This is a genomic window from Pseudomonas sp. FSL R10-0399, assembly GCF_009600165.1.
GTDB classification, from domain to species: Bacteria; Pseudomonadota; Gammaproteobacteria; order Pseudomonadales; family Pseudomonadaceae; genus Aquipseudomonas; species Aquipseudomonas helleri.
This window is the reverse complement of sequence record NZ_WIWK01000026.1, coordinates 15,885-41,824: the sequence shown is the minus strand read 5'-3', so window position 1 is coordinate 41,824 and position 25,940 is coordinate 15,885. Positions and strand designations below refer to the sequence as shown.

The window sequence follows — 25,940 nt, the reverse complement described above, 5'->3', positions numbered from 1 at the left end:
ATTGCCAGCGGTTTTTTCTCTCATCTGTAGGAGCGAGCTTGTCTCGCGATCTTTTGATCGTTTAAAAGATCGCGAGGCAAGCTCGCTCCTACAGGTCATCCAGATGTTCCATCATCCAGTTCACAAACGCCTTGACCTTCGGCACGCCCGCCGAATGTTCGGGGTAGGCCAGATAATACGCATCGCGGCTCGGCATCGGGTGCTGCCAGGCAATGACCAGCTTGCCTTCGCTCAGTTCCTCTTCCACCAGAAACCTCGGCAGCAGGGCCACGCCGCAGCCCACCTGCGCCGCGCGGATGCACATATAAAACGTGTCGAAACGTGGCCCGTGATAGCTGTGATCGGTGTGATAACCCTGGCTTTCAAACCATTCGTGCCAGGCCTGCGGGCGTGAGGCGTTTTGCAGCAGCACCAGGTCGGTGAGTTGCGTCGGGTCGTCGAAGGGGCGCTCGGGCAAGCTTGACGGCGCGCACACGGCTACCAGTTCTTCACCGAACAACCTCACGGACTCGGTGCCGGGCCGCGACCCCTGGCCAAAATAGAACGCCAGATCACTGCGCCCTTGCAGCAAGTCATCGGCAGGTTGTTCGTTGCACACGTCCAGATGAATATGTGGGTGCCGCAGCCGCCAGCCCTTGAGGCGCGGCATCAGCCAGCGGGCGCCAAAGGTCGACGGCGTCGACACGCGCAGCACCTCGGTTTCGCCGCCATATGAGCGCAGGGTGTGGGTCGACATCTCGACTTGGGTCAGGATTTTTCGGACTTCTACCAGGTACAAGTCGCCAGCGGGTGTCAGTTGCAGGCGGCGCCGCACCCGGCGGAACAACAAGTGCTGAAGCAGCTCTTCCAGCTGCGCGACCTGCTTGCTGACTGCACTTTGGGTCAGGTTCAGCTCTTCGGCGGCGCGGGTAAAGCTCAGGTGCCGGGTCACCGCCTCAAAACACTGCAACGCCGTGATCGATGGCAGATAACGCTTGTTCAGCATAAAGACCCCCCAGTGCTGGTTGTTCGCCGACTTTACCCGTGCAGCATGAATTTTCGGAATGATATCTCGCTTAAAGGTCGTTTGTTACCGCCGGATGAGCCAGCTACAACTAAAGGCCTAAGAACCTGATTATTGAATCTAAGGAGTGCCCCATGGTTGCTGCATTACTGGATCGTCTTGGCGTGAACCCGGCGCTGTATCAACGCGGCAAGCAGCCGGTTTACACGCCGATTGATGGCAGCCAGATTGGCACCGTGCAGTGGGAAGGGGCGGCCGAGGTTGAACAGCACGTGACCCGCGCTGAACATGCATTTGAGGCCTGGCGCAAAGTCCCGGCGCCGCGCCGGGGTGAACTGGTGCGCCAGTTCGGTGACCTGTTGCGTGAATACAAGGCGGACCTGGGCGAACTGGTGTCGTGGGAAGCGGGTAAAATCACTCAGGAAGGCCTGGGCGAAGTGCAGGAGATGATCGACATCTGCGACTTCGCCGTCGGCCTGTCGCGTCAGCTCTACGGCCTGACCATCGCCTCGGAACGTCCGGGCCACCACATGCGTGAAACCTGGCACCCGCTGGGCGTGGTCGGGGTGATCAGCGCCTTTAACTTCCCGGTCGCCGTGTGGGCGTGGAACACCACGCTGGCGCTGGTGTGCGGCAACGCGGTGATTTGGAAGCCGTCCGAGAAAACCCCGCTGACTGCGCTGGCCTGTCAGGCGCTATTCGACCGCGTTCTCAGCAACTTCAGCGACGCGCCCCAGTACCTGAGCCAAGTGGTGATCGGTGGTCGCGACGCCGGTGAGGCCTTGGTCGATGACCCGCGTGTCGCGCTGATCAGCGCCACCGGCAGCACCCGCATGGGCCGCGAAGTGGCGCCTAAAATCGCCGCGCGTTTTGCCCGCAGCATTCTTGAACTGGGCGGCAACAACGCGATGATCCTCGGCCCCAGCGCCGATCTGGACATGGCCGTGCGCGCCATCCTGTTCAGCGCCGTCGGCACCGCCGGGCAGCGTTGCACCAGCCTGCGCCGGTTGATCGCACACGAATCGGTCAAAGCAGACATCGTCACCCGGCTCAAAGCGGCGTACTCCAAAGTGCGCATCGGCCACCCGCTGGAAGGCAATCTGGTCGGCCCGCTGATCGACCAACACAGCTTTGAAAACATGCAAAACGCCCTGGAACAAGCCCTGAGCGAAGGCGGGCGGGTGTTTGGCGGCGAGCGCCAACTGGCCAGCCAATACCCGGATGCGTACTACGTGGCCCCGGCCATTGTGGAAATGCCGGAACAAAGCGAAGTGGTGTGCAGCGAAACCTTTGCACCGATCCTGTACGTGATCGGCTACAGCGACTTTGCCGAAGCCTTGCGCCTGAACAACGCCGTGCCGCAAGGCTTGTCATCGTGCGTGTTCACCACCGACGTGCGCGAGGCCGAGCAATTCATGTCGGCCACTGGCAGCGACTGCGGTATCGCCAACGTCAACATTGGCCCGAGCGGTGCAGAGATCGGCGGCGCCTTTGGTGGCGAAAAAGAAACCGGCGGCGGCCGAGAATCCGGCTCCGACGCCTGGCGCGGCTACATGCGCCGCCAGACCAACACCGTGAACTACTCGCTGGAACTGCCGTTGGCGCAGGGTATTACGTTTGACTAACTGACGAGCACACCGTAGGAGCTGCCGCAGGCTGCGATCTTTCAAGATCAAAAGATCGCAGCCTGCGGCAACTCCTACGAATGAGGTCAGATCATCACCCGGTTTCATTGCTGGAGCCCCCCATGCCACTACAAGAACAATGCTTATGGGAAACCCTGACGCCTCAACGTCCGCAAGCGCCCGCGTTTAAGGGCGAATTGAGCGTTGATGTGTGCGTCATCGGCGCCGGGATCACCGGTTTGTCCGCCGCCATCCATTTGCTCGAACAAGGCAAAAGCGTGTGCGTGCTTGAGGCCCACCGTACAGGGCACGGCGGGTCCGGGCGCAACGTCGGGCTGGTCAACGCCGGGATGTGGATCCCGCCGGACGACATCGAGGCCGGTTTTGGTGAGGCCGTCGGCAGCCAGCTCAATCGCATGCTCGGCGCCGCACCGTCGCTGGTGTTCAGCCTTGTCGACAAGTACCGCATCGACTGCCAGTTACGCCGCGAAGGCACGCTGCACATGGCCCACAACGCCCGTGGCGAAGCAGACTTGCGCAGCCGCGAGCAACAATGGAAACGCCGTGGCGCGCCGGTCGAGCTGCTCACCGGCTCTGCCTGTGAAGCCGCCACCGGCACTAAAAAAATTGCCGCCGCCTTGCTCGACCGCCGCGCCGGTACGCTCAACCCCATGGCCTACACCTCGGGGCTGGCGAAAGCCGGCAGTGATCTGGGCGGGCGCCTGTTTGATCATTCGCCGGTCACCGGGCTGGAACGCCAGGGCGCGCACTGGTCGGTGCAAACGGCACACGGAGCGGTCAGCGCTGAACAGGTGGTGCTGGCTTCCAATGCGTACACCGAAGGCGAATGGACTGACCTGCGGCGTAACTTTTTCCCCGGTTACTACTACCAGGTGGCCTCTAAACCCCTGACCGATGACAGCGCCAAAAGCATCTTGCCCGGCGGCCAAGGGTCGTGGGACACGCGCCAGGTGCTCAGCAGCATTCGCCGCGACGCCGAGGGCCGTTTATTGCTCGGCAGCCTGGGCAACGGCAATCAAAAACCCGCCTGGTTCTTGAAGGCCTGGGCTGACCGCGTGCAACAGCATTACTTCCCGTCGTTGAAAGGCGTGGAGTGGGAGTGCACCTGGACCGGCTGCATCGCCTTCACCCCTGATCACTTGATGCGTTTATTCGAGCCCGCGCCCGGTTTAGTGGCGGTCACAGGCTATAACGGTCGCGGCGTGACCACCGGCACTGTGGTGGGCAAAGCGTTCGCAGACTACCTGTGTCACGGCGATGCCAACGCGCTGCCAATTCCTTTTTCGGCCATGCAATCGGTGCCGCATGCGGGCTTGCGCAGCTGTTTGTATGAGGCGGGATTCTCGCTTTATCACGCTGGCCAATGCCTGAGAATTGTTATCTAAGCGTGATATTTAATCGCCAGCACGACGTTTGCGCGAACAGCGACTAGCCTCAAGTGGTGCGCCATGTAGCAGTGATGCACCGCGAGTGTGCAGATCGGTGACGCGATGGGTTACAAGGAGAATGCCAAGGCTAGCGCAACCCGGTTGCAACGTGTGTTGAGCCTGGTGGCGCTTTAAACACATAAACGGTTTTACCTTCCTCGGTTTAGACGGTTGCACGCCCAATGAAAAAGGGCCCGAAACAGTCGACATAACAATAAAACAACGGCTTTTCCCAGAATAAAAAACCAATGGCACGCGCCTTGCTCAGCGCTTTATGTGAAGTCGCAGTGCCAACTAAAAAAACTCAGGAGCACCACCTCATGTCGCAGACGTTCTACAAGAAAGGTTTTCTGGCTCTCGCGGTAGCGGCCGCGTTGGGCGTTTCTTCGTTTGTTCAGGCCGATGTGAAAATCGGTGTAGCGGGGCCGATGACCGGCGCCAACGCGGCATTTGGCGAGCAATACATGACCGGGGCGAAAGCGGCGGCTGAGGTTATAAACGCCAAGGGCGGGATCAACGGCGAGAAAATCGTCCTGGTGGCCGGTGACGATGCTTGCGAGCCCAAACAGGCAGTGGCGGTGGCCAACCGGTTGGTCGATCAGGACAAGGTCGCCGGGGTGATCGGCCATTTCTGCTCCTCCAACACCATTCCGGCGTCTGAGGTGTACGCCGACGCGGGCGTGATCATGATCACGCCGGGTTCTACTAACCCGCAGGTGACTGAGCGTGGCCTGGACGCGGTGTTCCGCATGTGCGGGCGTGATGACCAGCAAGGCATTGTGGCCGGGGACTACATTGTCGATGTGCTCAAGGGCAAGAAAGTCGCGGTCATCAACGACAAGGACACCTACGGCAAAGGCCTGGCTGACGCCACCAGCGCGCAGTTGACCAAGCGCGGCGTCAAGCCGGTGCTTGAAGAGGGCCTGACCCGTGGCGAGAAAGACTTCAGCGCCCTGGTCACCAAAATCCGCGCGTCCGGCGCCGACGTCGTGTATTTCGGCGGTCTGCACCCGGAAGCTGGCCCGCTGGTGCGTCAACTGCGTGAAGCGGGCCTCAAGGACGTGAAGTTCATGTCTGACGATGGCGTGGTCACCGACGAACTGGTCTCCACCGCAGGCGGCAAGCAGTACGTTGACGGCGTGTACATGACCTTCGGCGCCGACCCGCGCCTGCTGCCGGACAGCAAGGCCGTGGTCGAAGAGTTCCGTAAAGCTGGCAAAGAGCCAGAAGGCTACACCCTGTACGCCTACGCTTCCCTCCAGGCCCTGGCGGATGCCTTCAATGGCGCCAAATCCAACAAAGGTGAAGACGCCGCCAAGTGGCTCAAGGCCAACCCTGTTGCCACCGTCATGGGCAAGAAAGAGTGGGACGCCAAAGGCGACCTCAAAGTCTCTGACTACGTGGTTTACCAGTGGGACAAAGACGGCAAGTACCACCAGTTGGAACAGCAGAAGTGAGATGAGCTGCTCGCTTGAACGGCGCTTTGCGTCCGTTCAGGCGGGAATGAGTCTGCACAACCTGCCTTTTTTCCAGGAGCTGCGTAAACCGCACCACCCAGGTTAATACCTGTCAGTTAAGCGAACGCTGTTTTAAATGCAGCAAAAAACCTGTGGGAGCCTGGCTTGCCAGCGATACAGGCGATGCGGTCTTTGTGTTGAACCGCGTCGATACCATCGCGGGCAAGCCCGCTCCCACAGGTGATACGCGTTAACGGGCCGGCATCAACCATCCAGGCCGCTTTTGGCGGTGTGGCGGGCGCGAGTTTGCGCAATCGCTCAACTGCGTGAGATTGCGTTATGGACGGTATTTTCCTGCAGCAACTGCTGAACGGCCTGACCCTCGGGTCTGTCTACGGCCTGATCGCCATCGGCTACACAATGGTCTACGGCATCATCGGCATGATCAACTTCGCCCACGGCGAGGTGTACATGATTTCCGCTTACCTCGCGGCAATCAGTCTGGCTCTGCTGGCGTACTTCGGTATCGAATCCTTCCCATTACTGATGTTGGGCACCCTGATCTTCACCGTGGTGGTCACCGGCGTGTATGGCTGGGTGATCGAACGCGTGGCCTACAAACCGCTGCGCAACTCGACCCGGCTGGCGCCGCTGATCAGCGCCATCGGCATTTCGCTGATCCTGCAAAACTACGTGCAAATCGCCCAAGGCTCGCGCCAACAGGGCGTACCGACGCTGCTGAGCGGCGCCTGGCGCGTCGATATCGGCACCGGCTTTGTGCAACTCACCTACACCAAAGTCTTCATCCTGATCGCCGCGTTTGTCGGCATGGGCTTGCTGACCTACATCATCAAGTACACCAAGCTGGGCCGCATGTGCCGGGCCACGCAACAAGACCGCAAAATGGCCTCGATTCTGGGGATCAACACCGACCGGGTCATTTCCTACGTGTTCGTCATCGGCGCCGCCATGGCCGCGCTGGCCGGTGTACTGATCACCATGAACTACGGCACGTTCGACTTTTATGCCGGCTTCATCATTGGCATCAAAGCGTTTACCGCTGCGGTACTCGGCGGGATCGGATCACTGCCCGGCGCCATGCTCGGCGGGATCATCCTGGGGGTATCCGAGTCACTTTTTGCCGGGTTGATTAACTCGGACTACAAGGACGTGTTCAGCTTCTCACTGCTGGTGGTGATTCTGATTTTCCGTCCCCAAGGCCTGCTGGGTCGTCCACTCGTGGCGAAGGTGTAAGTATGTCTGCAGCCATTAATAAACCGATTGATATCAAAAAGAGCGTCGTCGATTCGATCCTCGCGGGGTTGATCTCACTGATTGTGTTCGGGCCGATCGTGGGGGTCGTGCTCGACGGCTACAGCTTTAACCTGCAACCGGCGCGCGTCGGCTGGCTGGTGGCAATTGTGATGGTCGGGCGCTTTGCCCTGAGCCTGTTCCTGCAAACCTCCCGCGGCCTGAAGATTCTCCACGGGTTTGAATCCACTGGTTCAGGCGTTCACGTGTTGCCGCCAGACTACAAATCGCGGCTGCGCTGGATCATCCCGCTGCTGATCGTGATTGCCATCGTGTTCCCGTTCTTCGCCAATAAATACGTGCTGACCGTGGTGATTCTGGGGCTGATCTACGTGTTGCTGGGCCTTGGGCTGAACATCGTGGTGGGCCTGGCGGGGTTGCTCGACCTCGGTTACGTGGCGTTCTACGCCATTGGTGCCTACGGTCTGGCGCTGGGTTATCAATACCTGGGGCTGGGTTTTTGGTCGGTGCTGCCGCTGGCGGCGATTGCGGCGGCGCTGGCGGGGTGCATTCTCGGGTTTCCGGTGCTGCGCATGCACGGCGACTACCTGGCCATCGTGACCCTGGGCTTTGGTGAAATCATCCGCCTGGTGCTCAACAACTGGCTGTCGTTTACCGGCGGGCCCAACGGCATGCCGGTGCCATCGCCGACCTTTATGGGCCTGGAATTTGGTCGGGTGGCCAAAGAGGGCGGGATACCGTTTCACCAGTTCTTCGGGTTGGACTACAACCCCAACGTCAAATTCCTGTTTATCTACATCGTGCTGTTTTTGGTGGTGCTGCTGGTGCTCTACATCAAGCACCGCTTGACCCGCATGCCGATTGGCCGGGCGTGGGAAGCACTGCGCGAAGACGAAATCGCCTGCCGCGCCATGGGCCTGAACCACGTGCTGGTCAAGCTCTCTGCGTTCACCCTGGGGGCATCGACCGCAGGCCTGGCCGGGGTGTTTTTCGCCAGTTACCAAGGCTTCGTCAACCCGTCCTCGTTTACCTTCTTTGAGTCGGCGCTGATTCTCGCGATTGTGGTGCTCGGCGGCATGGGCTCGACGGTGGGCGTGGTGATTGCCGCGTTCGTCCTGACCGTAGCCCCGGAGCTGTTGCGCAGCTTTGCCGAATACCGCGTGTTGCTGTTCGGCGTGTTGATGGTGCTGATGATGATCTGGCGCCCGCGTGGCCTGATCCGTATCAGCCGTGTCGGGGTAACACCGCGTAAAGGAGTGGCGCCATGAGCAAGCCTTTGATGGACAAAGACGTGGTGCTCTCGGTCGACAAACTGATGATGCACTTTGGTGGGATCAAAGCCCTGAGTGACGTCAGCCTCAAGGTCAAACGTAACTCGATCTTTGCCTTGATCGGCCCGAATGGCGCGGGCAAAACCACGGTGTTCAACTGCTTGACCGGGTTTTACAAAGCCACCGGCGGCAAGATCGAAATCACCGCCCGTGGCGCCCACACTAACGTGATCAAGCTGTTGGGCGAGCCGTTCAAGCTCAGCGACTTTGTCTCACCGAAAACCTTTGCCAGCCGCCTGTTCTACAAAATGTTCGGTGGCACCCATTTGGTTAACCGCGCAGGGCTGGCCCGTACCTTCCAGAACATTCGCCTGTTCAAGGAAATGTCCGTGCTGGAAAACCTGCTGGTGGCGCAGCACATGTGGGTCAACCGCAACCTGCTGGCGGGCATCCTCAACACCAAGGGTTATCGTAAATCTGAAAGCGATGCCCTCGACCATGCGTTCTACTGGCTGGAAGTGGTTGATCTGGTCGACTGCGCCAACCGGCTGGCCGGTGAATTGTCGTACGGTCAGCAGCGGCGCCTGGAAATCGCCCGGGCCATGTGCACGCGGCCGCAGATCATTTGCCTCGACGAGCCCGCTGCCGGGCTCAACCCCCAGGAAACCGAAGCCTTGAGCGCGATGATTCGCCTGCTGCGCGATGAACACGACCTGACGGTGGTCCTGATTGAGCACGACATGGGCATGGTCATGAGCATTTCTGATCACATCGTGGTGCTCGACCACGGCAACGTGATCGCCGAGGGCGGGCCGGAAGCGATTCGCAACGACCCCAAAGTGATTGCAGCCTATCTGGGTGCTGATGAAGAGGAGCTGATATGACGAGCACGATCCTCGAACTCAAGGAGCTGGATGTGCACTACGGGCCGATTCAGGCCCTGAAAAAAGTCTCGCTGCACATCGAAGAGGGCGAAACCGTGAGCCTGATCGGCTCCAACGGCGCGGGCAAGTCGACGCTGCTGATGTCGATCTTTGGTCAACCCCGCGCCAGCGGCGGGCAGATTCTGTACCGGGGCGTGGACATCACCCAGAAGTCCTCGCACTACATCGCCTCCAACGGCATTGCCCAATCGCCAGAAGGGCGGCGCGTGTTTCCGGACATGACCGTGGAAGAAAACCTGCTGATGGGCACCATCCCCATTGGCGACAAGCACGCCAGCGAAGACATGCAGCGCATGTTCGAGCTGTTTCCGCGGCTCAAGGAGCGGCGCACCCAGCGGGCCATGACCATGTCGGGCGGCGAGCAGCAAATGCTCGCCATTGCCCGGGCGTTGATGAGCCGACCCAAGTTGCTGTTGCTGGATGAACCGAGCCTGGGGCTGGCGCCGATTGTGGTGAAACAGATCTTTGCCACCTTGCGAGAACTGGCCAAGACCGGCATGACCATCTTTCTGGTGGAACAAAACGCCAACCACGCCCTGCGTTTATCCGACCGCGCCTACGTGATGGTCAACGGCGAAATTCGCCTGACCGGCACCGGCAAGGACCTGCTGAGCAACGAAGAAGTGCGCAACGCCTACTTGGGCGGGCATTAAGGTAGACACATAACCCCATGCGTAGGAGCTGCCGCAGGCTGCGATCTTTTGATTTTTTCAAAGCAAAAGATCGCAGCCTGCGGCAGCTCCTACGGAGGGGTTGCTGCAAATTGTGGAAAACAATATTGCAACCCTACTAAAGCGCGACATATAGACGCGATAAATCCCTGTTTTGTCATCATTTTGACTTGTCCCCGTTTGCTGTGGAGGCGGCTGTGGGTAACGTGGGAGTAGTTGGCTGAAGCCCACGTTATACAAGGCTTTCAGCGCTGTGGTTGTTTTTTGATCAGCGGTTTTTGCTGGATGTGCTGCGTGATTTGTCAACAGGTTTATTGGCATATGCGGTGTTTTAAAATGCTGTCACCAACCTGTGGATAAGTCTGTGATTAAACTCTGGAAAGAACGCGGCAGACGGCGTAATGACTGGCTTGTGGCTATCGTTGTGCTGTAACGGTTCTGCACTCTTTTGGGGCGTTTGCATGCCGGGTGTGTGCAGGTCAAGTTAAAAACACTTCAAGCGGCGCTACAGGCCTTGTGCACAAAGGCTTTTGCGCCATTCGAGTTGCCCCCAAAGACTGTGGGCGGGCCTGTGGATAAGATGAGTGTAAACAGCGCCAGCCCATACAGACCGTGGCCTGCAAAGGTTTGGTTGTTTTTTGTACAAATTCTCGGCCTTGCTGCTGACTCTTGAGCCGGGCATTCTGCTGTGGATCTTATTTCAACGGCGGCCCAAGCCCGCCAGCCAAGGAGAACACGATGACTTCCACGTTGTTTATTACCGGCGCTACCTCCGGATTTGGTGAGGCGTGTGCGCGCAAATTTGCCCAAGCCGGCTGGAAGCTGGTCCTGACTGGCCGCCGCGAAGAGCGCCTGAACGCGTTGTGCGAAGAACTGTCCCAGCACACCGAAGTGCATGGCCTGGTGGTGGACGTGCGTGATCGTGCCGCCATGGAGCACGCCATTGCCAACCTGCCGCCTTCGTTCAGCAAGCTGCGCGGACTTATCAACAACGCCGGTCTGGCCCTGGGCACAGACCCGGCGCCCAAGTGCGACCTCGACGATTGGGAAACCATGGTCGACACCAACATCAAGGGCCTGATCTACACCACCCGCCTGCTGCTGCCGCGCCTGATCGCCTACGGCCGGGGTGCCGGTATCGTCAACCTGGGTTCCGTGGCGGGCAGTTACCCGTACCCGGGCAGCCACGTGTACGGCGGCACCAAAGCGTTCGTGAAACAGTTCTCGCTGAACCTGCGCTGCGATTTGCAGGGCACCGGCGTTCGCGTCAGCAACGTTGAGCCAGGCCTGTGTGAAAGCGAGTTCTCGCTGGTGCGTTTTGCCGGTGACCAGGCGCGTTACGACGCGACCTACCAAGGGGCTGAGCCGATCCAGCCGCAAGACATTGCCGAGACGATTTTCTGGGTGCTCAACACCCCGGCGCACATCAATATCAACCGTCTGGAACTGATGCCGGTCACCCAGTCGTGGAGCGGTTTTGCCATCGAGCGCCGCGCCAAGGAGTAAACTGGCGCCTGCCAGCCTACCCGCGACCTCCCAAAGAGGTCGCATTCAACCGGGCTGAAAGGAGTTTGTGTGAGTAACCGTGGTGAGCAGCAACTGCTCAAACAATCAACCGTTCTAATGTTCGCTGTGGCCATTGCCGGCATCGTGACCGGCTTCGTTTCGGGGTCGCAATCCATCTTGTTCGATGGCTTTTTCTCGCTGATCGCGACCTTCATCAAAGTGCTGATGCTGATAACCGCACAGCTGATCGCCAAAGAAAGTAACCAGCGTTTCCAGTTCGGCTTCTGGCACCTTGAACCCATGGTGCTGTTGATCGAAGGCAGCTTTTTGCTGTTGATCGCGATCTACGCCTTTCTCAACGGCGTGTTCGGCATCATCAATGGCGGGCGCGATATCGAGCTGGGGCTGGTGATCGTCTACGCGGCGGTATTTACCGTCGTCGAATTCGGCTACTACTTCTGGATCCGCCACAAAAACCGCACCCTCAAATCAACCTTGATCCAGTTCGACAACATCAGTTGGCTGGTCGACGCCATGTTGTCGGCGGGGCTGTTGATAAGTTTCGTCACCGCTTTGGTGCTCAAGCAGCAAGGTTATGCACAGTGGGCGGCGTACGTGGACCCGGCGATCTTGATCTTGCTGGCGCTCAGCATGCTTGCACCGGCGTTTAAAATCCTCCGGCCCGCCTTGCGCGATGTACTGGGCATCGCCCCGGACGCGCTGGATGACAAAGTACGTGATGTGCTCGAAGCCGTCTCGGCGCGGCATGGTTTTGAAGGCTACAAAACCTATGTGCAAAAGCACGGGCGGGCGCGTTTTATTGAGATCCACATTGTGTTGCCGGCGGGTTATCCACTGGCCGGTGTGCAGACCCTGGATGCACTGCGTGAAGAAATCTCGGGGATGCTGGGCACGGCCGACAGTGCACGCTGGCTGACCATCAGCTTTACCGGGGATCGCAAGTGGATTGCGTAACCTGGGTTTGATGATCTTTTAATGTGGGAGCGGGCTTGCTCGCGATGAAATCAGCGTGGTCTGTCTGACAAACCGCGTCGTCCGCATCGCGAGCAAGCCCGCTCCCACAGGGTGAAGTGTCAGCTTATGTACTGCGCCAACCCACTGTAGCAGGTGGCCAGGTGATACGGCGTGGTTGACGGCATGTCTTCGCGGTTGACGTTGCCCTGGCCGTCGCGGCACTCGTACCAGCCGCCTGTGTATAAAAAGCGCTGCTGCAATGCCAGCAATTGGCGCTGCACACGTTCGGCGCCTTCTGGGCGCAAGGTCAGGGCGCGCAAGTACTCGGCCTGAGCCCAGATGCGCTGGGTGCCATCACGCAGGGTTCCGTCCGGTGCCAGCATGCCGCACACCGCGCCGGTCTGCGGGTCTACACCGACTTGCTCGGCAAAGCCAAACGCGCGGTCCAGCGAGCCATGCAGGGCGGTGCCGCGCAGCAGCGGCGACGAGGCCAGCAAGAACAACCATTCAAACTGATGCCCCGGCTCAAACCAGTTATCCACAGCACCGCGTGGCTTCTCCAGCATCACGTTATGCACAGGCTCGATAAAGTGCTGTTGCATGCCGTCGGTCAGTGCCAGCAGGGCGCTCAGTACCGTTGGGTCTTCGCGCACCGACAGCGTCGCCAAAAAGGCTTCGGCCAGGTGCATCAACGGGTTCTGCAACGGCCCGCTGCCCAGTGACGACCAGTCTTGCTCAAGGCTGGCTTCGTACAAGCCGTTGCCCGTGCTGAACTGCTCCAGTACCACTTGCAGGGCGGCATTGAGCACCGACTCCACCAGCGGCTCACGCACTTTGGCCCAGTAATGGGCGCAGGCGAAGATGATGAAGGCGTGGGTGTACAGGTCTTTGCGTTGATCCAGCGGCGCGCCGTGGGGGTCGATGCTGTAGAACCAGCCGCCGTGTTCGGCATCGTGAAAGTGGCTCTGCAACGAACGGAACAGCGCCGCAGCACGCTCGGCGGCGTCCGGGAACGCCGGGTCGTCGATCAGGCTGGCAAACACATACAACTGGCGTGCACAGGCCATGGCGCGATAGCGCTGGGGCGGCAGCGGTTGATGGGCGGGGCTGAGCGCCTCGTAAGGCAGTGCCAGTTCGGCGTTCCAGCCGGGGCCTTGCCACAGCGGCACGATGACCTGACGGAAATGTGCTTGCACGGCCGCAAAGGTTGCGGTCAGTTCTGGCGAAAAGGCGGAGTTGGCTACATCAGGCATCGGCGGACGTCGTCACGGCTGGGGCGTTTGCGCGACATGATACACCGTGAGCCTGAACTCTGTAGGAGCGAGCTTGCCTCGCGATCTTTTGAACGTTTAAAAGATCGCGAGGCAAGCTCGCTCCTACACAGGGTTTAAGACACCAGCAGGCCCTGTTTCTCGATAAACGCCACGATGGTGTCCAGGCCGTGCCCGGTCTTCTGGTTGCTGAATACAAACGGCTTGCCGTTGCGCATGCGCGTAGTGTCGCTGTTCATCAGCTCCAGCGACGCACCTACCAACGGCGCGAGGTCAATTTTGTTGATCACCAGCAAGTCAGACTTGCAGATCCCCGGCCCGCCCTTGCGCGGTAACTTATCTCCGGCCGACACGTCGATCACGTAGATGGTCAGGTCCGACAGCTCCGGGCTGAAGGTGGCGGACAAGTTATCCCCACCCGATTCCACCAGAATCAGATCCAGCCCCGGAAAGCGCCGGTTCAACTGGTCTACCGCTTCGAGGTTGATCGAGGCGTCTTCGCGGATGGCCGTGTGCGGGCAACCGCCGGTTTCGACACCAATGATGCGCTCAGGCGCCAACGCCTCGTTGCGCACCAGAAAATCAGCGTCTTCGCGGGTGTAAATGTCGTTGGTGACCACTGCCAGGTTGTATTTGTCGCGCAGCGCCAGGCACAGGGCCAGGGTCAGCGCCGTTTTGCCGGAGCCCACCGGGCCACCGATGCCGACACGCAAAGGGTGTGTGTTCATTACATTCTCCTAGGAACGAAACAGGCGGCTGTACTGGCGCTCGTGGGCCATGCTTGCCAAAGACAGGCCGAAAGCGGCGCTGCCCAAGTGGGATAAATCGAGAGAGCTGGCGTGCTGCTGGGCTTGCTGCAATGTCGGCGACAACTCGCTGGTCATGCGCTGAGCCGCTTGCTGGCCCAGCGGCAAGGTTTTCATCAGCACCGCCAATTGGTTTTCCAGCCAGCTCCACAGCCAGGCGGCGAGGGCGTCTTGCGGGCTGATGCCCCAGGCGCGTGCGGCCAATGCCCAGCCAAGGGCCAGATGCGGCTCGTGTTGTTGTGCGAGAAACAGCCGGGCTGGGTCGTCCAGCTCGGGCAGGCCGTTGAGCAATTGCTGCAACGAGTAGCCCATTTGCCGGCTTTCCTGGTGCAGCTCGCGGGTTTCACGGCTGGCGCGGTGCTCGTCGCAAAAACGCTGCAAGGCGCTCCAGTCCTGGTCGGCAGCGGCCTGACAATGGGCCAGCAACAGCGGGGCTTCAAAGCGCGCAAGGTTGAGCAGCAACTGGTCGCGGATCCACCGTGCCGCCGTGATCGGGTCGTTGACGCGGCCATCGTCCACGGCCATTTCCAGCCCTTGGGAATAGCTGTAGCCGCCAATCGGCAACTGCGGGCTGGCCAGGCGCAATAGCGCCCATGCCGGATTCACAAACGCACACCAAACTGATGCAGGCGCGGCGCGTAGTTGAAGTCTTCTTCGCCCGCCCGTGAATGGTGATGCCCGCCGCCGTAGGCGCCATGTTCTGGCTGGAACGGTGCTTCAATAGATTCGGTGGTCGCGCCCAGTTGATCGAGCATGGCCTTGAGGACGTAATCGTCGAGCAGGCGCAGCCAGCCATCACCGACTTGCAAGGCCACGTGGCGGTTGCCCAGGTGATAAGCGGCGCGGGTCAGTTCAAAGGCGTTGGGGCAGGTGACGTGCAGCAGTTTTTCGGGGCTGGCGCACACGCGCACGATGCGCCCGTCCTGCGCTTGCAGAAAATCACCGTCACGCAGCGGCGGCTGGCCGCGCTCAAGGAACAGGCCAACGTCTTCGCCTTCATGGCTAAAGCAGCGCAGGCGACTTTTGCTGCGGGCTTCGAAATTCAAATGAAGCTCGGCGCTCCACACGGGGTGGGTTTCGACTTTGCGATGAATCACCAACATTGGAAGGCTTCCTGCAATTAACAATAGAACAGGCACAGCAAGGTGCTTGCCAACCTGGGGCAGGCGGCAAACTGTAGGCCCAAACACAGTGCAGAAAGATGAAGATGTTCTAAAAAAGTGCGGATAAGCAGGCGGTGCGCACCAATTGAGTGCGCGCGGTTATTCGGTGCTGCCCAGCCCTTGCCAATGCTTGAGCCCGATAAAGATAAAGCGCAGTTGCTGGCTGATTTTGGCTTGCGGCTGCAAGTAATCGGGCAGCGCCTCGGCCGGAGGGTCGATGATGTCTGGCAAGGCGGCGAACACGCTTTTCACCACCAGATCGGCAATCACCGTCAGCGCCGCGTGGTTCAAGTGCTGCAGCTTGGGCTTGGAACCGAGGTCGGTCGCCAGGTCCGACGTGATGTCTTCACGCAGCGCGCCAATGGCCTGGCGAACCGGCTGTGAGCCGCCATACTGCTCGCGGGCCAGAAACAAAAACTGTGAGCGGTTGGCCTCTACGACATCCAGAAAGATGCGCACCGAAGCGTTGATCACGCCGCCCATAAACAGCTCGTTATGGCGCACCAGGCGAATGGTTTCGCGAAAGGTCTGGCCCACTTCACTGACCAGCGCCAGGCCCAGTTGGTCCATGTCGCTGAAGTGGCGATAAAAGCCGGTAGGCACGATGCCCGCGGTTTTAGCGACTTCGCGCAGGCTCAAGCTACCAAAGCCGCGACCCGATTCCATCAAGTGGCGGGCAGCATCCATCAGCGCGAGGCGGGTTTGTTGCTTCTGTTCGGCGCGAGGCAGCATTGGGGCGGATGTTCCAGACAAGTACAGCCGGGCACTCTAGCAAATCGGCTTTGAAGGCAGTAGTGATGACATGCACAAACCCAGTGGGAGCGGGCTTGCTCGCGATGGCGGCGTTGCGGTTTATCGGGGCATCGACGTTGAAGCTATCGCGAGCAAGCCCGCTCCCACACGGTCATGCTCAGCTTGCACGCTGATTGCGCTCGGCCAGACGGTCCGCGCCGCCTTCAGCGACAAAGGTGCTGCCTTTGGTGCGATCGTAGCCATCTTCGGCCACGCGTTTGTGTTGGTCCAGGGTGCGTTGTGCGCCGTCTTCAGCGAGCTGATTGAGCGGCTGGCTGACGCTGCTGGAGGCCGGTTGGGCCATTGGGGTTGGCTCTTCGTCAGCGGGCATGGCGAACGCGTTAAAGGCCAGCAGTGAAAGAGAAAGGCTAAACAAGACAGGGCGTTTCATGGTGTGTGCTCCGTAGCAGTGCAACTCAGGGTTGATGGAGGCAATGCTACGCTTGCAGGCTCGATATCAAAGTTCATACGGCCAATGGTGATAATCGACACAATTGATATTCCCGCGAGAAGGCCTCTAGCCTGCGCAGTTGAGGGCACACAGATGCACGCTCACACTGCCTGTGCAGGCGATGTCGGGGTTTTTTTCCGCGAAAATACCCCTTGGATTAAACCTTGGGCCGTCTTTGCCAGTCGTACCTTCATAGTCACCAGGACGTTGAGTCGTCATAAAGGAGCCGCACCATGACGCGCACCCGTAAAACCCTTGCCTGGATAGGCGGTATTGTTGTCCTGCTGGTGGTCGTATTGGTGGTGATCATTTCTACCTTCGACTGGAACCGCCTCAAGCCGACCATTAACGCCAAAGTGTCCGAGGTGCTGCATCGCCCGTTTGCCATTAACGGCAACCTGGCCGTGCGCTGGCTGCGCGAAGACGGCCAGGGCGGCTGGCGTGCCTGGGTGCCGTGGCCGCATGTGATTGCCGAAGACCTGACCCTGGGCAACCCCGACTGGTCAAAAACCCCCGAAATGGCCAGCCTCAAGCGGGTTGAACTGCGCCTGTCACCGCTGGCACTGTTGAGCCAGACCGTGGCCATCCCGCGTATTGACCTGAAGGAGCCCAAAGCCAAACTCGAACGCCTGGCCGATGGCCGGGCAAACTGGACCTTCACGTTCGACGCCGCCGACCCCGACGCCGAGCCCTCCAACTGGAAAGTGGACATTGGCGCAATCGGCTTTGATAAAGGCCAGGTGTCGCTGAACGACCAAACCCTGAAAACCCGGCTCGACGTGCTGATCGACTCGCTGGGCAAACCGATCCCGTTTAGCGAGATCGTCGGCGAAAAAGAAGCGAAAAAGAGCCAAGACAAGGGCGCTGTGCCCCAGGACTACGCCTTTGCCCTGAAGGTCAACGGCGAGTACCACGGCCAGAAACTCCACGGCACCGGCAAAATCGGTGGCCTGTTGGCGTTGCGTGACACCAACCAGCCGTTCCCGCTGCAAGCGCAAGTGAGCATTGCCGACACCAAAGTTGCGCTGGCCGGCACCCTGACCGACCCGCTGGATCTGGGGGCGCTGGACCTGCGCCTGAAGCTGGCAGGCAGCAGCCTGAGCAACTTGTACCCGCTTACCGGCGTGACCTTGCCCGACTCGCCGCCGTACTCCACCGACGGCCATCTCACCGCCAAGCTGCGTGAGGCCAATGGCGCGACGTTCGCGTACGACAACTTCAACGGCAAGATCGGCAGCAGCGACATTCATGGTGACCTGAGCTTTGTGGCGAGCAAGCCACGGCCCAAACTCACCGGCAAACTGGTCTCAAACCAACTGCTGATGGTCGACCTGGCGCCGCTGATCGGTGCGGACTCCAACGACAAACAAAAGGCCCGCGGCGGCGAGAGCAAGCAGCCTGCGGACAAAGTGCTGCCGGTCGAAGAGTTCCGCACCGAGCGCTGGCGCGACATGGACGCCGATGTCGAATTCACCGGCAAGCGGATTGTCCAGAGTGCCGACCTGCCGTTCACCGACCTGTACACCCACGTGGTGCTCACTGACGGTGTGCTGAAGCTGGAGCCGCTGCGTTTCGGCGTGGCCGGCGGCAAGCTGGATGCGCAAATCAACCTCAACGGCCGCGACACCCCGTTGCAAGGCCGGGCCAAGCTGACGGCGCGCAACTTCAAGCTCAAACAGCTGTTCCCGACCTTTGAGCCGATGAAAACCAGTTTTGGTGAACTGAACGGCGATGCCTCGATTTCCGGCACCGGCAACTCGGTCGCTCGCTTGCTGGGTACGGCCAATGGCAATTTGAAAATGCTGATCAATGACGGCGCCATCAGTCGCAGCCTCATGGAAATCGCCGGATTGAACGTCGGTAATTATGTGGTGGGCAAAATCTTTGGCGACAAGGACGTGAAGATCAATTGCGCGGCGGCTGATTTCGGGATCAAGGATGGCCTGGCCACGTCCCGGTTGTTCGTGTTCGACACCCAGAACGCAATCATCTACATCGACGGCACGGCCAACTTCGCCACCGAACGGCTGGACCTCAAGATCACCCCGGAATCCAAGGGCTTCCGTGTGTTCTCGCTGCGCTCACCGTTGTACGTGCGCGGCACCTTTGCGCATCCGGATGCCGGGGTCGAGGCGGTGCCTTTGCTGTTGCGCGGTGCGGGGATGGTGGCGTTGGGCGTGATTGCCGGCCCGGCGGCGGGGCTGCTGGCGCTGGTCGCCCCGAGCGGTGACGTACCTAACCAATGCGCGCCGCTGCTGCAACAAATGCAGCAGGGCAAAGTGCCGAAAACGGTGAAGTAAGCGACCCTCAGACAGCACTGTGGGAGCGGGCTTGCTCGCGATGGGGTCGATGCGGTGTCACTTAATCACCGTGTCGATGCCATCGCGAGCAAGCCCGCTCCCACCAGTTGGGTGATGCTTACAGGTCTTGCAGAATATCCGCCATGTCGTCGGCGTGTTCTTCCTCTTGCGCCAGGATGTCTTCAAAGATCCGGCGTGTGGTCGGGTCTTTGTCGCCGATGTACTGGATGATTTCACGGTAGCTGTCGACCGCAATCCGTTCAGCGACCAAGTCTTCGTAGACCATTTCTTTCAGGGTCTTGCCCGCCACGTACTGCGCATGTGCGTTTTTGGACAGCAGGTCCGGGTTGAACTCAGGCTCGCCGCCCAGTTGCACAATGCGCTCGGCCAGTTTGTCGGCGTGTTCCATTTCCTGGTTGGCGTGCTCCAGAAACTCGTCGGCAGCCACGCTGGCCTTCAACCCGTTGGCCATGAAGTAGTGGCGTTTGTAACGCAGCACGCACACCAGTTCAGTGGCCAGGGATTCGTTGAGCAGCCGCAGGATTTCTTCGCGGTTGGCGTGGTAGCCCTCGGTGACGGCACCGTCTTCGACATTTTTGCGAGCGCGGTCGCGCAGGGTGTTTTTATCGGTCAGATGGATCTCGGTCATTTCTATCTCCTCACTAATCCGGTGGCCGCTTCGCTCTGTTGGCGAGGTCGGTTCGTTAGTTGTGAGTTCAGCGCGCCGAGAAAGTTTTATCTATTTTCAACCGGTCTGGATTTACCCAGCGGTGTCGTCCAGCGCTCAGACAAAATCACCCCGGCCAGGGTCAACGCGCCGCCGATCAGGTGGAAGATATGCAGTTGCTCCTTGAGCACGACCGCCGCAATCAGCGCCGTAATCAGAGGCAGCAAGTTGAAAAACAGCGACGTGCGGCTCGGGCCGAGGGTAGCCACGGCCTTCATCCAGGCCAGCGGCGCGAGCATCGAGGCGAGGATGCAGGCGTACATCACCAGGCCGATGTTGTGCACGCTGGGGCCCATTTTGGGCGACAGCAGGTACATCGGAAACAACACCACAATGGCCACCAGCACTTGCAGGTAGAGCATCTGCAACGGCGGCAGGCGCAACTGCCATTTTTTCAGCAGGGTGCTGTAAATCGCATACGCCAAAGTGGCGACCAGCATCATCGCGTCGCCCAGGTTCAGGCCGTGGGCAAGCAGCACGCTCAAACTGCCGCTCGACACCACCACCAACACCCCGACAAACGACAGGACGGCGCCCACCAGCGCGCCACGGGTCAGGCGCTGGCCCAGGCTGATGATCGACATGGTCAGCACCATCAGCGGCATTAACGAGAGGATGATGCCCATGTTGGTGGCCGAAGTGAGCGCAGCGGCGAAGTACGCCAGGCTCTGGTAAACCGCCATGCCGAGCACGCCGAGGATAAAAATCTTGCCCAGGTTGGGGCGGATCACCGACCAGTTGGCGATTACTGGCTTGAGCATGAACGGGGTAAACAGCAGTCCGGCCAGCAACCAGCGGTAAAAGCCGATCTCGGACGGGAAGATCGCCCCGACGGCCAATTTGTTGACGACGGTATTGCCAGCCCAGATCAAAATGGCCAGCAGCGGGAAAGCGTATTGCATCAGAAACAACCACAGGGTGAGTAAGCGGCAATTATCCGCTTGTCTGTCTGCACGCCTATACTGCGATCCAGCCAACCTCCGCTTGAATCCAGACAGCATGCGCAAAAAATTGATTTGTGTTCCCGAGTTCGAGCAACTGCCTGCGCCGGTGTACTTTCGGTATGCCGAGTTTGATGCCGACAGCCATTCCACGCCCCACCTGCACAGTTGGGGGTCGCTGGGTTATGTGTCCAACGGCGTCATGCGCTACGAGGTCGGCGGGCGGCGCTTTATGTCGCCGCCGCAGTACGCACTGTGGGTGCCGCCCAATACCGAGCATAGTTCCTACAACTCCCATGCGATTGTTTACCGCTCGGTGTATCTGGATGCCGTGCTGTGCGAACAATTGCCGCGCGAGCCGGTGACGCTGGCCATCAGCGATATTCTCAAAAGCATCCTCAGCGACTTTGCCCGCCGCGACATTCACATCCCGCAGACCGAAGCGGATATCCGTCTGGCCCAAGTGCTGGTGGACCAACTGCAACAAGCCCCGGTGCACCAGTGTTATTTGCCCTATGCCAGCCATCCGGGGTTACAACGGGTGCTCGAAGCCTTGCAGGCCCAGCCCGGCGATAACCGGCCGCTGGGCGAATGGGCAGAGCAGGCGCATGTCAGCGAACGCACCCTGGCGCGCTTGTTTGTGCGTGAACTGGCCATGAGCTTTGGGGAGTGGCGTCAGCGCCTGCGCTTTCTGGCCGCGATTGAGGCGCTGGAGTCCACCCGCAGCGTGCAAGACGTCGGATTTGACCTGGGTTACAGCACCTCCTCGGCGTTTATCGCGATGTTTCAGCGCCAGGCCGGGTGCTCGCCAGAGCAGTATCGACGGCAGTTACGACCGCGTTAAGCACGTCGTCGGTAGCTGTAACAGAGTTTGTCTACACTGTGATGAACGTCGCTGCCACCCGGTGCGGCCATAAGGAGAAAACTCCATGAAGATGCTGCGTGTTCCTCTGCTGCTGATGGGTTTACTGCTGTGTTCGCACAGTTTTGCTGACACCGCTCAACAAAACAAAATGACCACCTGCAACGCTGACGCCAGCGCCAAAGCCCTCAAGGGCGATGAGCGCAAAGCGTTTATGAGCAACTGCCTCAAGGCCACCCCTGCGGCCACGACCCCGCAAGAGCGCATGAAAAACTGCAACGCCACCGCCACCACCCAAGCCCTCAAGGGCGATGCGCGCAAAGCCTTTATGAGTGACTGCCTGAAGAAAAAATAATTGGCATCTTGTGGGAGCGGGCTTGCTCGCGATTGGGACGGCGCAGTGTTACTGAAAGAACGTAGCGTTTGTATCGCGAGCAAGCCCGCTCCCACAGGGAACAACAGCAAGTTTCCGTCAGTCACATTTTGTAGTGATCCCCGCTGAAGGCTGGCAGACTGCCCATCCTTTTTGCGCTGCTTGTTTTGAGGCTGTATGCCATCGTTTTCTCAGCGTCACATTTTGTTCGCCAGTTACATCATCATCGCTGGCAGTCTGTTACTGGTCTTTCCGTTGCGCCTGTTGCCCAGCCTGCTCGCGGGTTTGCTGGTGTTCGAACTGGTCAACATGCTTACCCCGCAACTGCAACGCCTGATTGCCGGGCGCCGTGCGCGCTGGCTGGCGGTGGCCTTGCTGGGCACGCTGGTGGTCAGCTTTTTGGCGTTGATCTTTGCCGGTGCCATCAGCTTTTTGCTGCATGAAGCGGAAAACCCCGGCGCCTCGCTGAACAAGTTCATGGTGGTGGTCGACCGGGCACGCGGGCAATTGCCGCCGTTTCTGGACGGTTATCTGCCTGCCAGCGCGGCTGAGTTTCGGGTCGCCATTGGCGACTGGATGAACAAACACCTGAGCGAACTGCAACTGGTGGGCAAAGACGCGGCGCACATGTTCGTGACCTTGCTGATCGGCATGGTGCTGGGGGCGATCATGGCCTTGCAGCGCATCCCCGACGTCAGCCGCCGCAAGCCGCTGGCAGCCGCACTGTTCGACCGTCTGCACCTGCTGGTGCAAGCGTTTCGCAACATCGTTTTTGCACAGATCAAAATCGCCCTGCTCAACACGGTGTTTACCGGGATTTTTCTGGCGCTGGTATTGCCGATGTTTGGCGTTCACCTGCCGCTGACCAAAACCCTGATCGTGCTGACCTTTTTGCTGGGGTTGTTGCCTGTGATCGGCAACCTGATCTCCAACACCCTGATCACCATCGTCGGCTTGTCGCTGTCGATCTGGGTGGCGGTGGGCGCGTTGGCGTACCTGATTGTTATCCACAAGCTGGAATACTTTTTGAACGCCAAAATCGTCGGCGGGCAGATCAGTGCCAAATCGTGGGAGCTGTTGCTGGCGATGCTGGTGTTTGAAGCCGCCTTCGGCCTGCCCGGCGTGGTGGCCGGGCCGATCTACTACGCGTATCTGAAGAGCGAGCTCAAGCAGATGGAGCTTGTCTGAATCTGTGTAGGAGCGAGCTTGTCTCGCGATCTTTTGATCTTAGAACAGATCGCGAGGCAAGCTCGCTCCTACAGTTTTGAAGGCTCAATTAGCCGTAACGCTTTTTAGCCTCAATCGCCAAACCGCTGCCGATGCTGCCGAAGATGTTGCCTTCTACATGGCGTGCATTGGGCAGCATGGCCGAGACGCTCTGGCGCAAGGCCGGAATGCCGCTCGAACCGCCGGTGAAGAACACGGTGTTGACTTGCTCAACACTCACACCGGCATTGCTCAGCAATTGCGTCACGCTGTTGCGGATGCGTTCTAGCTGGTTGTCGATGGCGGCTTCGAACAGCGCCCGGCTCAGGTCTACGCTCAGGCCGGCTTCAACTCGGTCCAGCGGCACATGGCGGCTGTCGCTGTGGGTCAGTTCGATTTTGGTTTCTTCGATTTCCATCGCTAACCAGTGGCCCGCGCGTTGTTCGATCAACTTGAACAGGCGGTCGATGCCGCCGGTGTCTTCGATGTCGTAGCGCATGCTGCCCAGCGCCAGCTGGGATTTTTGCGAGTACACCGAGTTGATGGTGTGCCAGGTCGCCAGGTTCATGTGGTGACTGGTGGGCATGTAGGCGCCGCTTTTCATGCGGCTGCCGTAGCCGAACAACGGCATCACGCCTTGCAGGCTCAGCTGTTTATCAAAGTCTGTACCGCCCACGTGCACACCGCCGGTGGCCAGAATGTCGTCCTGGCGGTTGTCCAGGCCGCGACGCTCGGGCGACAAACGCACCAGCGAGAAGTCAGAAGTACCGCCGCCGATGTCGACGATAAGCACCAGCTCTTCGCGCTCGATGGTCGACTCGTAGTCGAAAGCGGCCGCAATCGGTTCGTACTGGAACGAGACTTCCTTGAAACCAATGGCGCGGGCGACGTCGGCCAAGGTGTTTTCGGCTTCCTGGTCGGCCAGCGGGTCTTCATCGACGAAGTACACCGGGCGGCCCAGCACCACCTCTTCAAACTCCCGACCGGCGGCAGTTTCGGCGCGTTTTTTAAGCTGGCCGATAAACAGCCCCAGCAGGTCCTTGAACGGCATGGCCGTGCCCAACACGCTGGTGTCGTGCTTGATCAGCTTGGAACCCAGCAGGCTTTTGAGCGAGCGCATCAGGCGGCCTTCGTAGCCTTCCAGGTACTCATGCAGCGCCAGACGGCCATACACCGGGCGGCGTTCTTCAATATTGAAGAACACCACTGAGGGCAGGGTGATCTTGTCGTCCTCCAGCGCAATGAGGGTTTCCACGCCGGGGCGCAGCCAGCCGACAGTGGAGTTGGAGGTGCCGAAGTCGATGCCGCAGGCACGGGCTGGAGAGGCGCTTTTCATGTCTTTCAAGTTCCGGTTAAAAAACGGCCGCGCAGTGTATGCCAGTCGCTCAAAGAATCGAAGCGCGACGAATCGTTAATTCGCAGGTTTTAATCCACTTGAAAGACTATCCTTCACCCCCAAACTCTCAGACATTGGCGTGGTAGCCATTGGGCTGCCGATAAACTTTTGCTGCGCTGTCCAGTCACAAGATTGAGACCGGTCAATAGACAGACCGGTCGACCAGAGCATTCTGGGGCATTGTGCGGCGCGATTTTGATAACGGATGGTGAGCCTTACATGGACTTCAAAGACTATTACAAGATCCTGGGTGTCGAGCCCACGGCTGACGACAAGGCGATCAAGACCGCCTATCGCAAGCTGGCGCGCAAATATCACCCGGATGTGAGCAAGGAAAAAGACGCCGAGGAGAAATTCAAGGACGTCAATGAGGCGTATGAAGCGCTGAAAAGCGCCGATAAACGCGCCGAATACGATGAAATGCGTAAATACGGCCAGCATGGTCAGCCCTTCCAGGGGCCACCGGGCTGGCAAGGCCACGCGGGCGGTGGCTTCGAGGATCAAGGCGATTTTTCAGACTTCTTCAGCTCGATCTTCGGATCGCGCGGCGGCGGCTTTGGTGGGCAATCTGGCCGCAGTGCGGGCCGTCGTGGGCAGGATGTTGAAATGGAATTGCCGATTTTCCTTGAAGAAACCCTGTCCGGCGAATCGAAGCCCATCAGCTTCCAGATCGGCGGCGTGAACAAGACCCTCAACGTCAAAATCCCGGCCGGTGTGACCGACGGCGAGCGCATTCGCCTTAAAGGCCAAGGCGGCCCGGGTGTGGGCGGCGGGGCCAATGGTGATCTATACCTGATCATTCGTTTTGCGCCGCACCCCAAGTTCGACGTAGAAGGCCACGACCTGGTCATCACCGTGCCGGTGGCACCGTGGGAAGCCGCGTTGGGCACCAAGGTGCAAGTGCCGACCTTGACCAGCAAGCTGAACCTGACCGTTCGTCCGGACAGCCAGTGCGGTCAACGTTTGCGCATCAAGGGCCACGGCCTGGCAGACAAAAAAGGCCAGCGCGGCGATTTGTACGCCCAATTGAAAGTGGTCATGCCTAAAGAAAGTGATGAGGCGGCCAAAGCCCTGTGGCAAGAACTCGCCGACAAAGCAGCATTCGACCCGAGAGCCCAATGGAGTAATTGATCATGAGCAGCACCCTGATCGTTCAGCTGGACATGGAAAGGTTCTGCGAAGAGGCCAATATCCCGGCCACTTACGTGATAGAGATTGTCGAACACGGAATTATCGAACCTCAGGGCCACACGCCAGACGTGTGGCGTTTTGCCGACTATGAGCTGTCTATTGCAAGGCGTGCGGCCAAGCTGCACCAGGACCTGGAGATTGAGTGGGAAGGGGTGGCGCTGGCGCTGGAACTCATTGATGAGGTCAAGCAGTTGCGCGTCGAGAACCAGCGGCTCAAGCATCGGCTGGCGCGTTTTGCGGTGGATTGATCGCACAGGGTTCCACGCTCTGTCGCCGGGAATACATAAGT

The 25,940-nt window shown here is 59.5% G+C and carries 25 protein-coding genes; 15 read left to right on the top strand and 10 right to left on the bottom strand.

Annotated features, from left to right (window positions below):
- Positions 1–88: 88 nt before the first annotated feature.
- Positions 89–985 carry a LysR family transcriptional regulator gene (locus GHO41_RS10205; RefSeq protein ID WP_123751172.1) on the bottom strand — a complete coding sequence of 299 codons (897 nt, stop codon included), beginning with the start codon at positions 983–985 and terminating at the stop codon, positions 89–91.
- 152 nt (positions 986–1,137) lie between these two features.
- Between GHO41_RS10205 and GHO41_RS10200 the strand changes: the two genes are divergently transcribed.
- From GHO41_RS10200 to GHO41_RS10160, 9 genes are all read left to right on the top strand, one after another.
- Positions 1,138–2,628, top strand: coding sequence for an aldehyde dehydrogenase family protein (locus GHO41_RS10200; RefSeq protein ID WP_048366572.1), 1,491 nt, complete (start codon positions 1,138–1,140; stop codon positions 2,626–2,628).
- A gap of 122 nt (positions 2,629–2,750) precedes the next feature.
- Entirely contained in the window at positions 2,751–4,034 is a 1,284-nt protein-coding gene (locus tag GHO41_RS10195; protein ID WP_153433480.1) for an FAD-binding oxidoreductase, read from the top strand.
- Positions 4,035–4,396: 362 nt separating this feature from the next.
- Entirely contained in the window at positions 4,397–5,533 is a 1,137-nt protein-coding gene (locus GHO41_RS10190; RefSeq protein ID WP_048366570.1) for a branched-chain amino acid ABC transporter substrate-binding protein, read from the top strand.
- 339 nt (positions 5,534–5,872) lie between these two features.
- Positions 5,873–6,787, top strand: a complete 915-nt coding sequence (locus GHO41_RS10185) for a branched-chain amino acid ABC transporter permease (protein ID WP_048366569.1) — start codon at positions 5,873–5,875, stop codon at positions 6,785–6,787.
- A 2-nt stretch (positions 6,788–6,789) separates the two neighbouring features.
- Positions 6,790–8,073 carry a high-affinity branched-chain amino acid ABC transporter permease LivM gene (livM, locus tag GHO41_RS10180; RefSeq protein WP_153335000.1) on the top strand — a complete coding sequence of 428 codons (1,284 nt, stop codon included), beginning with the start codon at positions 6,790–6,792 and terminating at the stop codon, positions 8,071–8,073.
- Between the two features lie 11 nt (positions 8,074–8,084).
- A complete protein-coding gene (locus GHO41_RS10175) occupies positions 8,085–8,960 on the top strand; it encodes an ATP-binding cassette domain-containing protein (RefSeq protein WP_048385402.1) in 876 nt (291 codons plus the stop codon).
- Positions 8,957–9,673: an ABC transporter ATP-binding protein gene (locus GHO41_RS10170; protein WP_048366567.1), complete on the top strand. Its 717-nt coding sequence runs from the start codon at positions 8,957–8,959 to the stop codon at positions 9,671–9,673. The genes GHO41_RS10175 and GHO41_RS10170 overlap by 4 nt, the downstream gene beginning before the upstream one ends.
- 756 nt (positions 9,674–10,429) lie before the next feature.
- Complete coding sequence (locus tag GHO41_RS10165; protein ID WP_153331846.1) at positions 10,430–11,197, top strand: SDR family oxidoreductase; 768 nt, start codon at positions 10,430–10,432, stop codon at positions 11,195–11,197.
- 69 nt (positions 11,198–11,266) lie between these two features.
- Positions 11,267–12,172, top strand: coding sequence for a cation diffusion facilitator family transporter (locus tag GHO41_RS10160; RefSeq protein ID WP_048366565.1), 906 nt, complete (start codon positions 11,267–11,269; stop codon positions 12,170–12,172).
- A 119-nt stretch (positions 12,173–12,291) separates the two neighbouring features.
- On the opposite strand, the gene GHO41_RS10155 is transcribed toward GHO41_RS10160, so the two are convergent.
- The 6 genes from GHO41_RS10155 to GHO41_RS10130 form a co-directional block, all read right to left on the bottom strand.
- Positions 12,292–13,425: an AGE family epimerase/isomerase gene (locus tag GHO41_RS10155; protein ID WP_153433479.1), complete on the bottom strand. Its 1,134-nt coding sequence runs from the start codon at positions 13,423–13,425 to the stop codon at positions 12,292–12,294.
- Positions 13,426–13,559: 134 nt separating this feature from the next.
- Complete coding sequence (gene ureG / locus GHO41_RS10150) at positions 13,560–14,171, bottom strand: urease accessory protein UreG (RefSeq protein ID WP_153328463.1); 612 nt, start codon at positions 14,169–14,171, stop codon at positions 13,560–13,562.
- Positions 14,172–14,180: 9 nt separating this feature from the next.
- Positions 14,181–14,855: an urease accessory protein UreF gene (locus tag GHO41_RS10145; RefSeq protein WP_048366562.1), complete on the bottom strand. Its 675-nt coding sequence runs from the start codon at positions 14,853–14,855 to the stop codon at positions 14,181–14,183.
- Positions 14,852–15,352 carry an urease accessory protein UreE gene (ureE, locus tag GHO41_RS10140; RefSeq protein ID WP_048366561.1) on the bottom strand — a complete coding sequence of 167 codons (501 nt, stop codon included), beginning with the start codon at positions 15,350–15,352 and terminating at the stop codon, positions 14,852–14,854. The genes GHO41_RS10145 and ureE overlap by 4 nt, the downstream gene beginning before the upstream one ends.
- Positions 15,353–15,511: 159 nt before the next feature.
- Positions 15,512–16,144 (bottom strand): TetR family transcriptional regulator, encoded by a 633-nt coding sequence (locus GHO41_RS10135; RefSeq protein WP_048366560.1) that lies wholly within the window; start codon positions 16,142–16,144, stop codon positions 15,512–15,514.
- A 178-nt stretch (positions 16,145–16,322) separates the two neighbouring features.
- Entirely contained in the window at positions 16,323–16,595 is a 273-nt protein-coding gene (locus tag GHO41_RS10130) for a hypothetical protein (protein ID WP_048385314.1), read from the bottom strand.
- A 293-nt stretch (positions 16,596–16,888) separates the two neighbouring features.
- Between GHO41_RS10130 and GHO41_RS10125 the strand changes: the two genes are divergently transcribed.
- The gene (locus tag GHO41_RS10125; protein WP_048366558.1) at positions 16,889–18,955 is read left to right on the top strand and encodes an AsmA family protein; all 2,067 of its coding nucleotides are present in this window, start codon (positions 16,889–16,891) and stop codon (positions 18,953–18,955) included.
- A 118-nt stretch (positions 18,956–19,073) separates the two neighbouring features.
- On the opposite strand, the gene GHO41_RS10120 is transcribed toward GHO41_RS10125, so the two are convergent.
- Both GHO41_RS10120 and GHO41_RS10115 read right to left on the bottom strand, forming a co-directional pair.
- Positions 19,074–19,604, bottom strand: a complete 531-nt coding sequence (locus GHO41_RS10120; RefSeq protein ID WP_048366557.1) for a bacterioferritin — start codon at positions 19,602–19,604, stop codon at positions 19,074–19,076.
- Between the two features lie 86 nt (positions 19,605–19,690).
- On the bottom strand, positions 19,691–20,584 hold the full coding sequence (locus GHO41_RS10115) for a DMT family transporter (RefSeq protein ID WP_153433478.1): 894 nt from the start codon (positions 20,582–20,584) through the stop codon (positions 19,691–19,693).
- 97 nt (positions 20,585–20,681) lie between these two features.
- Here GHO41_RS10115 and GHO41_RS10110 point away from each other — a divergent pair, with 97 nt between their 5' ends.
- The 3 genes from GHO41_RS10110 (at position 20,682) to GHO41_RS10100 (ending at position 23,046) form a co-directional block, all read left to right on the top strand.
- Positions 20,682–21,467: a helix-turn-helix domain-containing protein gene (locus tag GHO41_RS10110; protein ID WP_048366555.1), complete on the top strand. Its 786-nt coding sequence runs from the start codon at positions 20,682–20,684 to the stop codon at positions 21,465–21,467.
- An 85-nt stretch (positions 21,468–21,552) separates the two neighbouring features.
- Positions 21,553–21,840: a PsiF family protein gene (locus GHO41_RS10105; RefSeq protein WP_048366554.1), complete on the top strand. Its 288-nt coding sequence runs from the start codon at positions 21,553–21,555 to the stop codon at positions 21,838–21,840.
- A gap of 195 nt (positions 21,841–22,035) precedes the next feature.
- Positions 22,036–23,046, top strand: coding sequence for an AI-2E family transporter (locus tag GHO41_RS10100; RefSeq protein WP_048366553.1), 1,011 nt, complete (start codon positions 22,036–22,038; stop codon positions 23,044–23,046).
- 88 nt (positions 23,047–23,134) lie between these two features.
- On the opposite strand, the gene GHO41_RS10095 is transcribed toward GHO41_RS10100, so the two are convergent.
- Positions 23,135–24,400, bottom strand: a complete 1,266-nt coding sequence (locus GHO41_RS10095; RefSeq protein WP_153433477.1) for an Hsp70 family protein — start codon at positions 24,398–24,400, stop codon at positions 23,135–23,137.
- Positions 24,401–24,679: 279 nt separating this feature from the next.
- Between GHO41_RS10095 and cbpA the strand changes: the two genes are divergently transcribed.
- Entirely contained in the window at positions 24,680–25,591 is a 912-nt protein-coding gene (cbpA, locus tag GHO41_RS10090) for a curved DNA-binding protein (RefSeq protein WP_153433476.1), read from the top strand.
- A 2-nt stretch (positions 25,592–25,593) separates the two neighbouring features.
- Positions 25,594–25,899 carry a chaperone modulator CbpM gene (locus GHO41_RS10085; protein ID WP_153328457.1) on the top strand — a complete coding sequence of 102 codons (306 nt, stop codon included), beginning with the start codon at positions 25,594–25,596 and terminating at the stop codon, positions 25,897–25,899.
- Positions 25,900–25,940 lie beyond the last annotated feature (41 nt).

Excerpts from the sequence above, each read along its gene's own strand:
- GHO41_RS10205 (WP_123751172.1), bottom strand. The coding sequence starts at position 985 with ATGCTGAACAAGCGTTATCTGCCATCGATCACGGCGTTGCAGTGTTTT.
- GHO41_RS10200 (WP_048366572.1), top strand. The coding sequence starts at position 1,138 with ATGGTTGCTGCATTACTGGATCGTCTTGGCGTGAACCCGGCGCTGTAT.
- GHO41_RS10195 (WP_153433480.1), top strand. The coding sequence starts at position 2,751 with ATGCCACTACAAGAACAATGCTTATGGGAAACCCTGACGCCTCAACGT.
- GHO41_RS10190 (WP_048366570.1), top strand. The coding sequence starts at position 4,397 with ATGTCGCAGACGTTCTACAAGAAAGGTTTTCTGGCTCTCGCGGTAGCG.
- GHO41_RS10185 (WP_048366569.1), top strand. The coding sequence starts at position 5,873 with ATGGACGGTATTTTCCTGCAGCAACTGCTGAACGGCCTGACCCTCGGG.
- livM (WP_153335000.1), top strand. The coding sequence starts at position 6,790 with ATGTCTGCAGCCATTAATAAACCGATTGATATCAAAAAGAGCGTCGTC.
- GHO41_RS10175 (WP_048385402.1), top strand. The coding sequence starts at position 8,085 with ATGGACAAAGACGTGGTGCTCTCGGTCGACAAACTGATGATGCACTTT.
- GHO41_RS10170 (WP_048366567.1), top strand. The coding sequence starts at position 8,957 with ATGACGAGCACGATCCTCGAACTCAAGGAGCTGGATGTGCACTACGGG.
- GHO41_RS10165 (WP_153331846.1), top strand. The coding sequence starts at position 10,430 with ATGACTTCCACGTTGTTTATTACCGGCGCTACCTCCGGATTTGGTGAG.
- GHO41_RS10155 (WP_153433479.1), bottom strand. The coding sequence starts at position 13,425 with ATGCCTGATGTAGCCAACTCCGCCTTTTCGCCAGAACTGACCGCAACC.
- ureG (WP_153328463.1), bottom strand. The coding sequence starts at position 14,171 with ATGAACACACACCCTTTGCGTGTCGGCATCGGTGGCCCGGTGGGCTCC.
- ureE (WP_048366561.1), bottom strand. The coding sequence starts at position 15,352 with ATGTTGGTGATTCATCGCAAAGTCGAAACCCACCCCGTGTGGAGCGCC.
- GHO41_RS10135 (WP_048366560.1), bottom strand. The coding sequence starts at position 16,144 with ATGCTGCCTCGCGCCGAACAGAAGCAACAAACCCGCCTCGCGCTGATG.
- GHO41_RS10130 (WP_048385314.1), bottom strand. The coding sequence starts at position 16,595 with ATGAAACGCCCTGTCTTGTTTAGCCTTTCTCTTTCACTGCTGGCCTTT.
- GHO41_RS10125 (WP_048366558.1), top strand. The coding sequence starts at position 16,889 with ATGACGCGCACCCGTAAAACCCTTGCCTGGATAGGCGGTATTGTTGTC.
- GHO41_RS10120 (WP_048366557.1), bottom strand. The coding sequence starts at position 19,604 with ATGACCGAGATCCATCTGACCGATAAAAACACCCTGCGCGACCGCGCT.
- GHO41_RS10115 (WP_153433478.1), bottom strand. The coding sequence starts at position 20,584 with ATGCAATACGCTTTCCCGCTGCTGGCCATTTTGATCTGGGCTGGCAAT.
- GHO41_RS10110 (WP_048366555.1), top strand. The coding sequence starts at position 20,682 with ATGCGCAAAAAATTGATTTGTGTTCCCGAGTTCGAGCAACTGCCTGCG.
- GHO41_RS10105 (WP_048366554.1), top strand. The coding sequence starts at position 21,553 with ATGAAGATGCTGCGTGTTCCTCTGCTGCTGATGGGTTTACTGCTGTGT.
- GHO41_RS10100 (WP_048366553.1), top strand. The coding sequence starts at position 22,036 with ATGCCATCGTTTTCTCAGCGTCACATTTTGTTCGCCAGTTACATCATC.
- GHO41_RS10095 (WP_153433477.1), bottom strand. The coding sequence starts at position 24,400 with ATGAAAAGCGCCTCTCCAGCCCGTGCCTGCGGCATCGACTTCGGCACC.
- cbpA (WP_153433476.1), top strand. The coding sequence starts at position 24,680 with ATGGACTTCAAAGACTATTACAAGATCCTGGGTGTCGAGCCCACGGCT.
- GHO41_RS10085 (WP_153328457.1), top strand. The coding sequence starts at position 25,594 with ATGAGCAGCACCCTGATCGTTCAGCTGGACATGGAAAGGTTCTGCGAA.